This window comes from Thermodesulfomicrobium sp. WS (assembly GCF_027925145.1).
GTDB lineage: Bacteria > Desulfobacterota > Desulfovibrionia > Desulfovibrionales > Desulfomicrobiaceae > Thermodesulfomicrobium.
On the sequence record NZ_AP027130.1, the window covers coordinates 631,028 to 644,210 of the forward strand.

Below are 13,183 nucleotides of genomic sequence, written 5' to 3' on the forward strand. Positions count from 1 at the left end.
GGAGAAATCCCCCAGGCCCCGAGTGTCACAGGGGTGGAGTTATTCCATGATGAGGTCCCCAAAGTAGGGGAAGTCCATCACGTTGACGATTTTGTCGGCGTTTTTGAGCTTGGGCGAGCAGCCCCAGGAGAGCATCTGCCAGTGCAGCGGAATGAAGGCTGCGTCGTTGTAGAGGATGGCCTCCACCTCCTGGAGCATCTTGGCGCGTTTTTGCAGGTCGGTTTCCTTGTTGGCGGCCATGGTCAGCTCGTCCACCTTGGGATTGCAGTAGTTGGCGGAATTATACTGGCCTTTGCCGGTTTCCTTGTTGGGACACATGTTGAGGTACTCGAAGAAGTTGGCGGAGTCTTCCGTGTCCGAGTGCCAACCGATCATCTGGATATCCGCCACCTGGGCATCGAACTGGTCCCAATACTGGGCCTTGGGCATGGTCTTGAGCTCTACCTTGATGCCGATTTTGGCGAGCATCCCCACCACGGCCTCGGCGATCTTCTCGTCGTTCACGTAGCGGTTGTTGGGAGCGATCATGGAGACCGTGAAGCCCTTCTCATATCCGGCTTCCTTCATGAGGGCCTTGGCCTTTTCCAGGTCGTAGCGGGGGGTGAGGGCCGGATTGTAGCCGGCGTAGCCTTCTGGCGAGTTTTGGCCCGCGGCCTTGGCGCGGCCTTTCATGATCTGTTTGACGATGCCTTCGTTGTTGATGGCCAGGTTGAGGGCGGTGCGCACCCGCACATCCTGGAATTCCGGCCGGCGTTTCATATTGGCCTGCAGGGTGATGATGCGCGTGCCGTCCATGGTGATGAGCTTGGCGTTTTTGGCAGCCTCGATGCGGTCGTAGTCCTGAGGCGGCACCGGTGCGATGAAGTCCACGTCCCCTGCCAAGAGTGCAGCCACGCGAGTGGCGTCTTCGGGGATGGGAGTCAGGATGATCTCGTCGATGTTGCCGCTCTTCTTGTCCCAATAGTCGGCGAAACGTTTGAGAATCCACTTCTGTCCAGGCTCGCGCAGAGTCACAGTGAAGGGGCCGGTGCCGGACTCGTGCTCATTGGCAAAGGACCACTCGGTTTTGACGATGGCGTCTTTGGGTTTACCTTTCTCATCTGTGCCCGTGTAGAACTTGGAGTCCATGGGGAAGATGTAGGTGGCCATGTTGAGGAGCAGGCCGTAGGGCTCGCGGGTGGAGATATCCACCGTGTACTTGTCCACCGCCTTGGCCGAGAAGCCTTCGAAAAGGCCTTTGAAGTCCGTGCTCCGGAGGAGTCGATTCAGCGTCCAGACCACGTCCTCGGCGGTGAGTTCGTTGCCCGAGTGGAATTTGACCCCGTGGCGCAGATGGAACCGCATGGTCAAAGCATCGATGCGCTCCCATTTTTCCGCCAGGCGTGGCTCGAACTGCATGTCCTGAGTCCAGCGCACCAAGGGGTCGAAGACCAGGTGCGAGTACTGGAGCATGCCGCCGGAGAGCTGCACATGGGGATCCATGGATACTGGGTCCGAGTCCAGGGCCAGCCGGAGCACTTTGGGGGCGGCCATGGCCGGCGATACGGCAAGAAGCATCGCCGCCAACAGCAAAAGGGGGAACCGTCGCATAGGGAACCTCCTGCAAGGGGTTATTGTGTGGGGCGGCCCATCCGCCCCGTCCAGCCGGCAAAGCGGATGGGGGAATTAGCCAAATTGCGCCGTCAAGGCAACTATGGCATGTTTTGCGAGGTGCCCCATTGGGATCACTGCGTGTGTGGAATCGTCATCAACCATGAGGAGTGGAGGTATGTACGCAGTCGCTGTGAATGGGAGCCCCCGGAAGGGGGGGAATACGGAAATCTTGTTGCGTCATGTGCTCGAACCCTTGGCCGAGGCCGGCTGGGAGACTGAGCTGATTCAGGTGGGCGGGCAGAAGATCCGCGGGTGTCAGGCCTGCTACCAATGCTTTGAACGCAAGGATGGGGCCTGCGCCTTCCGTGATGACGTCTTTGCCGAGATCATGCCCAAGCTCTTGCGCGCCGATGCCATGATCTTGGGATCGCCCACCTATTTTACCGATGTATCGGCGGAGATGAAGGCCCTTCTTGACCGTGCTGGCCTGGTGGCCATTGCCAACGACCGCGCCTTCAAGGGCAAGATCGGCGCCGCAGTGGTGGCGGTGCGCCGGGGCGGCGGTACGCATGTTTACGACACCATCAACCACATGTTCCTGATGAACCAGGTGATCGTGCCCGGGTCCTCCTATTGGAACTTGGGCTATGGCCGCAACAAGGGCGAGGTCCTCTCCGACGCCGAAGGGCTGGCCAACATGCGCAACCTCGGCCAGGTCATCGCCTGGCTTGGGGCAGCCATTGCCCCGCACCGGGAGCAGTTCCCGGTGCTGAAGCTCTAGCAGGCACCGGGTTCCGCCTCCGTTTGGGGGCGGAACAGTTTAGGATGCCGATTTCTTTTTTTCAAAGCGCAGGGCATGGGTCGTGCATGAGGTCACACATGCAGGAAGCAGTCCTGAGTCCAACCGGTCCATACAGTAGTCACATTTTCCAACTACATTGCGTTCTTCGAAATACACTGGAATATGCCATGGGCATGCTTCGATGCATTCCTTGCAGCCGATGCAGATGTCCGTTTGCACGTAGACGAGTCCGTCAGACTCCCGTTTGGTCATGGCTCCAGTGGGACAGGCTTCCACGCAATTGGGATTTTCGCAGTGGTAGCAGCTGCGAAATGCGGTGCGGATGACGACCTTGCCGTCTTTGAGTTCTGGTCCGCAACTTGTCTGCATCGCGTATTTGATGCCAATGGGCAGATCGTTTTTCACCTTGCAATGGACCTCGCACGCCTTGCAGCTGATGCAGCGATCCTTGTTGAGTTTCATGACGTAGATGCTCATATACTGCCCTCCACTTTGCGCACGCGCACGAAATGTTCCTGGAGGCTTAAGCCACTGCCGCCCTTGTCCCACAGTTCCAGTCCTCCAGGCATGCAGCGATTGTCGGCCGCCCCTTTGCCATACGCCCGGGATTCCACGGGGAGTTGGTGTCCAAAGCCATGCACCATGAAGAGGGCCTCTGGATGGATGCATGGGGTGACCAGGGCGCGCAGGCGCTGGACCGCACCGGTTTTGGCGATCACTTCCACAAGCTCGCCGTCGGCAATCCCCAGGGCCGCGGCCCGGTCGGTGTGGATCCAGGCGCGGTTTTCGGGCATCTGTTCTGCCAGGAGGGGGTTGTTGACGGTATGCCCTTGGGTGTGCACCCCCACGCGGCCAAAGGTCACGCGGAACATATCATCATCCGGCGGGGCAGCGGGGGACTGGTACGGTACCAGGGTCGGCTGTCCGGCCTTGGCCCATTTGCCGCTCACCATTTCGAGCTTTCCCGAGGGCGTGGGAAGCGTCACCTGCGCTATTGGCCGGTACAGAGGCGCGTCGGCCAGCTCCACGAAGCCTTTGGCCGCGAAGTCCGCCATGGTGACGCCGGTGCCTTCCAATTGGTAGTCCCAGATGTCCTCGATGCGGGAAAAGGAAAACCCGGAAAGCTTCAGGCGCCGGGCCAGGCCGCAGAGGATTTCCCATTCGGCCTTGGAGTCGAAGGTGGGCTCTTGGGCGCGGCGGCGCACGAAGAACTGCGGTTTGAGGCCGGACTTGCTGGCAATGATGCTCTCGCGCGCCAGGTAGGTGGAAAGGGGGAGCACCACGTCGGAATGCCACGCCGTATCGGACCAGGAGAAGGTAATGCTCACCAACAGATCCAAGCCTTCCCATTTGCGTTGGACTGCCTCTGGGTCTGGCAGGGCCATGAGCGGATCGTGGCGGAAGCAGAGGTACGCCTTGACCGGATAAGGGTCGCCGGTGGCGATGGCGTCGTAGGCCAGGTTGACGAGGCCAGGGCCGGCATCGAATTGGGGGTACTTCCAGCCCACGCCGTCGGCGCGCTTCTCTTCCGGCTTGGGAAAGAGGTCCACCAATTTTTTCAGTCCCTTGCGGCCGACGTCCTTGGGGGTGTTGGCAAAGGGCAGCCCGCCTTTGGCGCCAATGGACCCGAGCAGGGCATTGATGATGTAAGCGGTGCGGCTCACCTGGAAAGAATCGTTGTAGCGGGCCACCATCCAGCCAGGGTGCCAGATGACGCTTGGGGCTGCGGCGGCCAGCTCCCGGGCAAAGGCCACTATGTCTGCCGCCGCCACCCCGCACTCCGCCGCGGCCCATTGCGCCGTGTAGGGTTGGATAAAGGCACGCAGCTCGTCGAAGCCCGTCACGTATTCTCCAACGAACGCCTCGTTGAAGAGGCCTTCCGTGATGAGGGTATGGATGACCCCGAGGTTGAAGGCGTAGTCGGTCCCGGGGCGGATGAGGAAGAAGCGGTCCGCCTTGCTTGCCGTGATGGTGCCGCGGATATCGATGACCGTGAGTTTCGCCCCGGATTGCATGCCGTCCAAGACGGCGTTGACTTCCGCGACGTTGATGGCCTCCATGATATTGCGGGTCTGGAGGATGATGTGTTTGGCGTTTTTGAAGTCGTAGACCACCATCTTGCGTCCGATGCCCATCACGGATTGCGCGCCGTGCTGGACGTTGCGGGCGCAGGAGACGTCGTGGTTGCAGTAGTTGGGGGATCCCAGGGCGCGGAGAAACGCCTGATGCAGATCCACGAAAGGACCGCCGCGATCGGACCAGAGCACGGACCTGCCGCCGTACTGGCCCATGATGGATTCCAGACGTCCGGCCACGTAGTCTAGGGCCTCATCCCAGGAGACCGCCCGCCATTTGCCTTCTCCCCGGGCGCCGGTGCGGATGAGAGGGGTCTGGGGTTTTTCCGGGTCCCGCTCCAGGGCAATGCCTGCCGCGCCCCGGGCGCACAATGCCCCTTTGAGGGCGCTATGGGGGTTGCCTTGAATGCGCACGGCCTTGCCGTCGCGCACGTCCACTTGGATGGGGCAGCGCACGGTGCACATGCCGCACACACTGTACACAGAGGTGGTTGCTGTCATGGGCTTCTCCCGCGTTGACGCGTTGCACGAGCAGGCGAGACCGAAAGATCCCGGCCAACGGATTTGGTCCCTCTCTTTAGCTCCAAGGTCCGTTTTTCCGCAAGGGGCGGCGGGGAGGTGGCGTCTGGTGATCGGTGAAGGCGTGCGGAAAGTAGGGAGTCAAAAGTCCTCCCGGTAGATATCACGCCAAGGCCACCTCCCAGCCCACGATCTGGCGTTTTGCCGTGCTGAACTCCACGCCCACCTCGATGACGGTGATCCCCGGGGCGCGGTATTTGGCGGCGTAGTTTTTGGCCCGGAGCTGGGTAAGGGCTGCGCCGGTGGGGGCTTCGCCGTCCACCACTTTGAATTCGAACACCCAGACGGTGTGTTCGTAGCGTACGGCAAGGTCGCAGCGGCCATGGGAGCTTATGTCCTCGGGGATGATGGAAAGCCCCAGGGAGGCCAGGTGGCTGTAGAAGACGCTGGCAAAATAGCCCTCGTACTGGGCGATGGGGCTTTTGCGGTACCAGTCCGCCGGGATGCTCGCAAAAAGGCGCTGGAAATGCCCGTGCACGGCCTCGGTGTCGCCTTGGGCCAGCCAGTCGTAGAGGTCGAGCCCTGCTTCCCGCACCCGGGTCGGCGCAGGCAGCCAGGCGGTGAGCAGGGCCTCGTTGAGGGCGGTGCGGACTTCGTGGTTGGGCACCCCAAGAAAGTACGCCGGCCCGGCAGGGGTGGGTCGGGAAGCGTGAATGGTGAGGTATCCGGTCTGCCAGAGCAGGGCCTCGGGCTCGATGCGGTCCACGTCGAAGGCCGAAAGCAGGGCCTCGCTGGCATAAAGGCGCTCGAGACGCGGGGTGAAAAACTGGTGGCGCATGAGCCACTCTACGAGAAAGGTGGGCGTGGCGGTCTCGAACCACCAGGCGCGAAATTCCCGTTGGCGCAGGAGCAGCAGCACATCGAAGGGATTGTAGACGCTCGCTTCGCTTCCCCAGCGGTAGCCGTTGTACCAGGCGCGCACTATTTCCCGGGAAAGAGGCTGGCCGTCTTGGGCGGCCGCGGCGAACTCCGGGGCAAAGACCGTGTCCAGATCGTCTTCAGTGTAGCCGCAAATGGTGGCCACCGAGGCATCCAAGGTAAGGTCATAGAGGTTGTTGAGCCCGGAAAAGAGGCTCACCTTGCTGAACTTGGAGACTCCGGTCAAAAACACGAAGCGCAGGTCCGCATCCCGGCCCTTGAGCACGGAGTAGAGGTTGCGCAGTCCCTCGCGCATGGCCCGCGCCGTGTCTGGATCGGTGAGGTTGTCGAGGATGGGTTTGTCGTATTCATCGACGAGCACCACGGCCTGGCGCTTGTGCTTCTCCGCTGCACGGGTGATGAGCTGACCGAAGCTGCCAGAGGTGTCGTCCAGGTCATCGAGCCCCACCTGAAGACGCTCGGCGTTTTCGCGCAGGATGCCGCGGATACGGCGGTCCAAATCCGCCCGGCACTCCAATCGGCCCTCGGCAAAGCTGATGCGGATCACCGGATGGCGCGAATCCCAATCCCAATGCTCTTGGAGATAGAGGCCGGTGAAGAGCTCCCGGCTCCCGGCAAAGGCCTCGGCCAGGGTGTCGAGAAACAGGGATTTGCCGAAACGCCGGGGGCGGGAGAGAAAATAGTAGCCGCCGTCTTCGGCGAGCCGTGCCACGAATGGTGTTTTGTCCACGTAGTAGCAGTGTTCGCGCCGGATCTTGGCAAAGGTCTGGATGCCGATGGGCAGTTTCTTGCGCTCCATGGAAAGGCCTCCTGGCGGTCAGGATGGAAAAAAGAGTAGCGCGAGGAGCGCGGGGAGTCAAAAGCGACGGGGTGTCTCCAGGGGGCTCGCAATGGGGGCAGGGGGGCCAAACTTGCCGGGAGGGTATCCTCCGTGGGGATCCCTCTCCGGGGCAGGCGTGGGAATTGCCTAGCCCCGGCACGCCTCGGGGCTTACCAGGCGCTGCAGGTACTGGCCGTAGGCGTTCTTGGCGAGGGGCTTGGCGAGGGCGTGCAAGGCCTTGGTGTCGATCCAGCCGTGGCGCCAGGCGATCTCTTCCGGGCAGGCGATCTTGAGCCCTTGACGGCGCTCCATGGTGGCCACGAACTGCGAGGCATCGAGCATGCTTTCAAAGGTGCCGGTATCGAGCCAGGCATATCCTCGGCCCATGAGCTCCACGCGCAGCTGGTGATCGTGGAGGTAGAGGCGGTTGAGGTCCGTGATCTCCAGTTCGCCCCGGGCCGATGGCTGTAGGGTCCGGGCGCGCCTTGGGGCGCTTTCGTCGTAGAAATAGAGGCCGGTGACCGCGTAGTTGGATTTGGGGCAGGCGGGTTTTTCCTCCAGGCTGAGCACCTGGCCTGCGGCGTCGAATTCCACCACGCCGTAGCGGTGCGGGTCGTGCACGTGGTAGGCGAAGACCGTGGCTCCATTGGTCTGCGCCATGGCCCGGGCAAGCAGGCGCTGCATGTCGTGGCCGTAGAAGATGTTGTCGCCCAGGATGAGGACGCAGGGGCTGCCTGCAAGGAAGTCTTCGGCGAGGATGAGGGCCTGGGCCAGACCGTCGGGGGAGGGTTGGACCGCGTAGGAGAGATGGATGCCCCATTGGTTGCCGTCGCCAAGGAGCTTTTGGAAGCGAGGGGTATCCTCGGGCGTGGAGATAACCAGGATGTCTCGGACCCCGGCGAGCATGAGGGTGGACAGGGGGTAGTAGATCATGGGTTTGTCATACACCGGCAAGAGCTGCTTGGAGACCGCAAGGGTTGCGGGGTAGAGCCGGGTGCCGGATCCGCCGGCCAGGATGATGCCTTTGCGCATGGAATCCTCACGAGGTTGGTGGGTTTTTGCTCGCCAGGTGGAGCATGAGGCGTTTGGACCAAAATTGACATTTTTCCATGTCTTCCCGCAGGGCGGCGATGGCCTCGCGCAGCTCGCGCTCCAAAAAGTGGATGCGCTCTCCTTGGCGGGCGAGTTCGTGCGCCAGGGATTGGACGCGGGCTTCGAGATCGTGGGCCGGAGCAGGGAGCTGCTCCTGGGCAACGGACGTGGGGCGCTGCTCCAGGGCCGCGGCCAGGCGTTCCATGACGCGGGCCTGGGTGTGGATGAGGTCGGTGAGCAGGCGGCGCTCTTCGGTGGCCGCTGCTGCCGGAGCGATCACCGCAGGGGGCAGACCCGGTGATGCAGGCAGCAGGGCCGACGCTACGGCCTCGGCCTCGGGCGGAAAGCGCAGGACCCTGCCTACACGCTGGTGCGGGATACGCTCGCCGTGGCGCTTGAGGAGCCGCCGCAGCCGCCGTTCACTGATGCCCAGTCGCTCGGCCAATTGTCGGGGCGAGAGGCCGTCCATGGTGCCCTCCTCGGTTAGGCGCTGGATTCGGCGGGAGCCAGGTCGAAGGCCACCACCACGTGCCCTTCTTCCAAACGCACCAGGCGCACCCCTTGGGTGGCGCGGCCGAGCACGGAGATGTCCTCGGCGCTGATGCGGATGATCTTGCCTGCAGAGGTCAGGAGCACGATGGCGTCGCTGGGATCCGCGAGGCAGGCGCCCACCACCGGGCCGGTGCGCGGCGTGATGCGCATGTTGATAATCCCCATGCCGCCGCGGGACTGGGCCCGGAATTGGGCAAGGGGCGTACGTTTGCCGTAGCCGCCTGCCGATACGGTGAGCAGCTCCTGGGTCCCTTCCCGGGGCACCACCACGCCGGCCACCACGCCGTCGCCGGAGCGCAGCTGCATGCCGCGCACGCCGGTGGCCGCCCGGCCCATGGCGCGGACTTCGGCCACCGGGAAGCGGATGGAGTAGCCGTTTTGGGAGACGAGGATCATCTCGTCGTCTTCCGCCACTTCCAGCACGCCCACGAGCTCGTCTTCCGGCCGCATGGAGAGGGCGATGAGCCCCTGGGAGCGGACGTTGCGGTAGAGCTCTGTCGCCGTCCGTTTCACCGTGCCTTGGCGGGTGTAGAAGAAGTAGAATTTTCCTTCTTCCATCTCGCGGCAGGCCATGGCGGCGGCGATCTGCTCTCCGTCATCCAAGGAAAGGAGGTTCGCCAGGTGCTTGCCGCGGGACGTGCGGCTGGCCTCCGGCAGCTGGTGCACCTTGAGCTGGTACATCTTGCCGCGGTTGGAGAAGAAGTTGATCCATTGGTGGGTGGTGGCGGTGATCAGGGTGGTGATGAAGTCCTCTTCCGCCACCTGCACGCCGGTGACCCCGGTGCCGCCGCGGCGCTGCTGGCGGTAGACCTCGAGGCTGGTGCGTTTGATGTAGCCGTTTTGGGAGATGGTGATGACCACCGGTTCATCGGGGATGATGTCTTCCACGTCGATGCTCCCCGGCTCGTGCTCCAGGAATTGGGAGCGGCGGGGGGTGGCGAAGGTGTCGCGCAGCTCCGCGAGCTCCTCGCGGATCACCGAGCGCAGTACCTCGGGGTTGTTGATGACGCTTTGGAGATACTCGATGCGCTGGAGCACCTCGGTATATTCGCGCACCAAGGCTTCGCGCTCCAGGTTGGTGAGCCGCTGCAGGCGCATGTCGAGGATGGCCTGGGCCTGGGCGTCGGAGAGGCCGAAGCGTTCCATGAGCCGGGTCTTGGCCTCTGCCGGCGAGGCCGAGGCGCGGATGAGGGCCACCACCTCGTCGATGAAGTCCAGGGCGATGCGCAGACCTTCGAGGATATGGGCGCGGGCCTGGGCCTTTTCCAGATCGAAGCGCGAGCGGCGCAGGACGACTTCGCGGCGGTGGGCCAAAAACTGGGCCAGGGCGTCTTTGAGGGTGAGGAGTTTGGGGCGGCCTCCCACCACGGCGAGCATGTTGATGTTGAAGGCCGTGTCCAGGGGGGTGAATTTGTAGAGCTGGTTGATGAGGACCTCGGCCACGGTGCCGCGCTTGAGGTCGAGGACGATGCGGATGCCGTTGCGGTCCGACTCGTCGCGCAGATCCGCCACCCCTTCGATCTTGCGCTCGCCCACCAGGGCGGCGATGCGCTCCACCAGGTTTGCCTTGTTGATCCCGTAGGGGATCTCGCGGATGACGATGGCTTCCAGATCTCCCTTGCGGCGTTCCACCTCCACCCGGCCCCGCATGCGCACGCTGCCGCGGCCCGTGCGGTAGGCCTCGCGCAGTCCTTCGCGGCCGTACAGCAGCGCCCCGGTGGGGAAGTCCGGGCCGGGCAAGTGGACCATGAGCTCCTCGATGCTGGCCTCGGGGTTGTCGAGAAGATGGATGGTGGCGGCAATGGTCTCGCCGAGGTTGTGGGGCGGGATATTGGTGGCCATGCCCACGGCGATGCCCGAAGACCCGTTGATGAGCAGGTTGGGCACCTTGGTGGGAAGCACCTCCGGCTCGGTGAGGGTGTTGTCGTAGTTGGGCCGGAAGGCCACGGTGTCTTTGTCGATATCCGCCAGGAAATGGCTGGTGAGCTTGGCCATGCGCACTTCGGTGTAGCGCATGGCCGCAGGGGCGTCGCCGTCCAGGGAGCCGAAGTTCCCCTGACCGTCCACCAAGGGCTCGCGCATGGAAAAGTCCTGGGCCATGCGCACCAAGGCGTCGTACACGGCGGCATCCCCATGGGGGTGGTATTTACCGATGACGTCACCCACCACGCGGGCCGACTTCTTGTACGGCCGGTTGAAGGTATTGCCCAGCTCGTGCATGGCGTAGAGGATGCGTCGGTGCACGGGCTTGAGCCCGTCGCGCACATCCGGGATGGCGCGCCCGATGATGACGCTCAAGGAATATTCCAGATAGGCTTGCTGGAGCTCTTTTTCGATACTGATTTGGGACATGCGTGCCTCGTGCGGGGCCGGAATACGGCCGGCCGATACTCCTAACGTTTAGATATCGAGATCGCGGACAGCGAGGGCGTTGCGTTCGATGAACTCCCGGCGCGGCTCGACTTTGTCGCCCATGAGTTTTTCGAAGAGCTCGTTGGCCTCTTCGGCGTCTTCGATGGTGACTTGCAGGAGCGTGCGGGTTGCGGGGTTCATGGTGGTTTCCCACAGCTGCGCCGGGTTCATCTCACCCAAGCCTTTGTAGCGTTGCACGTTCAGGCCTTTTTGCACCGCGGCAAAAACGGCGTCGAGAAACGTGAGCGGCGAGTCGGCCTGGGCCTCGGCGTCTTTGTGGCGGAAAACGAACACCGGCTCGGGGTGGGCCTGGGCCATGCGGGTGGCCAGCTCGAAGGCCCGGCGGTAGCGCTTGGAGGTGAAGAACTCCGCCCCGAGGCGCACCTCATGCCCATCCGCTTCCCAGAGTCGCACCACGAAGCGGCCTTCCATGCCGGCAGCAGCGGGGTCGTCTTCGTGCTCCACCATGAGGCGTACGCCGCGCGCGGCCAGCGCGGCGGTAAAGGCCTCAGGGAAATGTCCACACCGGATTTCGTCGCCGTCCAAGGTCATCCCGTGCCCCACCAAGGTGAAAAAGAGGGGCTCCGGGATGCCGAGACCCGCGTGCTCCCGGGCCATGGCGCGCAGAAACACCGCGTCCTGGAGGAGTGCCCGTAGCGGCTCTCCCTGGATCCAGCACTCGCCTTGGCGCAAGGAGATTTCCTCGGCGGCACGGGAAAGGAGGAATTGGGTCATCTCCTCTTCGTTTTTGATGTAGCGCTCGAAGGAGCCTTTGTGCACCCGGTAGAGGGGCGGCTGGGCGATATAGAGGTGCCCGGACTCGATGAGCTCCTGGTACTGGCGGTAGAAGAAGGTCAGCAGCAAGGTGCGGATATGGGCGCCGTCCACGTCGGCATCGGTCATGAGGATGATCTTGCCGTAGCGCAGCCGCGAGAGGTCGGTGTCCTCCTCGCCGATGCCTGCGCCCATGGCGGTGATGAGGGCGCGGATCTCCTTGTTTTGGAGCATCTTGTCAAAGCGGGTCTTCTCCACGTTGAGGATCTTGCCGCGCAGGGGCAAGATGGCCTGAAACTTGGGATTGCGGCCCTGTTTGGCGGAGCCTCCTGCGGAGTCGCCCTCCACGAGGAAGAGTTCGCATTCTTCCGCCACTTTGCTTTGGCAGTCCGCAAGCTTTCCGGGCAGCGAATGATCCGACAGCGCCCCTTTGCGGCGCACCAGCTCCTTGGCGCGGCGGGCGGCTTCCCGGGCACGTGCCGCATCCACCACCTTGTCGATGATCAAACGGGCATCTTTGGGATTTTCGCCGAAGAATGCGGTGATGCGCTCATAGACCACGGTAGCCACGTGTCCGGCCACTTCGGAATTGCCGAGCTTGGTCTTGGTCTGTCCCTCGAATTGAGGATTGGGGATGCGCACGCTGACTACTGCAGTCAATCCTTCGCGCACGTCATCGCCGGACACTTTCTGCTTTTGTTTTTTAGGGAGATCGCTGTTGGCAATATAGGTATTGATGGCGCGCGTGAGCGCAGTTTTGAATCCAATGAGATGGGTCCCGCCTTCTTTGGTGCGGATATTGTTGGCAAAGGTGTAGACGTTTTCCTTGTAGGTGGAGGAATACTGCAGCGCGAAGTCGATGGAGATGCCGTCCACCTCTCCTTTGCCGGAGATCACCTTGTGAATGCCGTCGTCGCCGTTTTTATTCTTGATGAAGGAGACCAGGCCGCCTTCAAAGTGGTAGCGGTGGGTCTCCTGGCTCTTTTCGTCGTGGAACTCGATGGTGAGTCCCGGGTTGAGGTAGGCCAGCTCCTCGAAGCGCTTGGCCAGAATTTCGGCCTGGTATTCGGTCTCCTCGAAGATCTCTTCATCGGGTTTGAACCGGACCACGGTGCCGGTGGCCGACGCCGGCCCGAGTTCCTTGAGCGGGCATTGGGGGACGCCGCGGGCGTAGCGCTGGTAGTGGCGTTTGCCGTCCCGGCTCACCGTCACCTCCAGGTACTCGGACAGGGCGTTGACCACGGACACCCCTACGCCGTGCAGTCCGCCGGAGACCTTGTAGGTGGCGTTGTCGAACTTGCCGCCGGCATGGAGCACGGTCATGACCACTTCCACGGCAGGTCGGTTTTCCTTGGGATGGATGTCCACCGGAATGCCGCGGCCGTTGTCCGCCACGGTGATGGAGTTGTCGAGATGGAGGGTCACGTGGATATGGGTGCAGAACCCGGCCATGGCCTCGTCGATGGAGTTGTCCACCACTTCGTACACCAGGTGGTGGAGGCCTGCGCTGTTGGTGGAGCCAATATACATGGCGGGCCGCTTGCGGACTGCAGAGAGGCCTTCCAGGACAGTGATGTTGCTTGCGGTGTAGGAGGTGCTCATACC

9 protein-coding genes are annotated in these 13,183 nt (G+C 62.7%); 1 reads left to right on the forward strand and 8 read right to left on the reverse strand.

Translation table 11 applies throughout. The features are described 5' to 3' along the window. Positions 1–39: 39 nt before the first annotated feature. The gene (locus tag QMF81_RS03090) at positions 40–1,590 is read right to left on the reverse strand and encodes an ABC transporter substrate-binding protein (protein ID WP_281751915.1); all 1,551 of its coding nucleotides are present in this window, start codon (positions 1,588–1,590) and stop codon (positions 40–42) included. A 178-nt stretch (positions 1,591–1,768) separates the two neighbouring features. Here QMF81_RS03090 and QMF81_RS03095 point away from each other — a divergent pair, with 178 nt between their 5' ends. Continuing rightward, positions 1,769–2,374 carry a flavodoxin family protein gene (locus QMF81_RS03095; protein WP_281751917.1) on the forward strand — a complete coding sequence of 202 codons (606 nt, stop codon included), beginning with the start codon at positions 1,769–1,771 and terminating at the stop codon, positions 2,372–2,374. A gap of 39 nt (positions 2,375–2,413) precedes the next feature. Here the strand turns inward: QMF81_RS03095 and QMF81_RS03100 are convergent, their stop codons facing one another. From QMF81_RS03100 to gyrB, 7 genes are all read right to left on the reverse strand, one after another. Beyond that, complete coding sequence (locus QMF81_RS03100; RefSeq protein ID WP_281751919.1) at positions 2,414–2,872, reverse strand: 4Fe-4S dicluster domain-containing protein; 459 nt, start codon at positions 2,870–2,872, stop codon at positions 2,414–2,416. Further along, on the reverse strand, positions 2,869–4,971 hold the full coding sequence (locus QMF81_RS03105; protein WP_281751921.1) for a molybdopterin-dependent oxidoreductase: 2,103 nt from the start codon (positions 4,969–4,971) through the stop codon (positions 2,869–2,871). Before QMF81_RS03105 ends, QMF81_RS03100 begins: the two co-directional genes overlap by 4 nt. 181 nt (positions 4,972–5,152) lie before the next feature. Further along, entirely contained in the window at positions 5,153–6,727 is a 1,575-nt protein-coding gene (locus QMF81_RS03110; protein ID WP_281751923.1) for an ATP-binding protein, read from the reverse strand. 168 nt (positions 6,728–6,895) lie between these two features. Then, positions 6,896–7,780 carry a glucose-1-phosphate thymidylyltransferase RfbA gene (rfbA, locus tag QMF81_RS03115; RefSeq protein WP_281751925.1) on the reverse strand — a complete coding sequence of 295 codons (885 nt, stop codon included), beginning with the start codon at positions 7,778–7,780 and terminating at the stop codon, positions 6,896–6,898. A gap of 7 nt (positions 7,781–7,787) precedes the next feature. Beyond that, on the reverse strand, positions 7,788–8,309 hold the full coding sequence (locus QMF81_RS03120; RefSeq protein ID WP_281751927.1) for a helix-turn-helix domain-containing protein: 522 nt from the start codon (positions 8,307–8,309) through the stop codon (positions 7,788–7,790). Positions 8,310–8,323: 14 nt separating this feature from the next. Next, on the reverse strand, positions 8,324–10,744 hold the full coding sequence (gene gyrA, locus QMF81_RS03125; RefSeq protein ID WP_281751929.1) for a DNA gyrase subunit A: 2,421 nt from the start codon (positions 10,742–10,744) through the stop codon (positions 8,324–8,326). A gap of 48 nt (positions 10,745–10,792) precedes the next feature. Continuing rightward, on the reverse strand, positions 10,793–13,180 hold the full coding sequence (gyrB, locus tag QMF81_RS03130) for a DNA topoisomerase (ATP-hydrolyzing) subunit B (protein ID WP_281751931.1): 2,388 nt from the start codon (positions 13,178–13,180) through the stop codon (positions 10,793–10,795). Between the last annotated feature and the right edge of the window lie 3 nt (positions 13,181–13,183).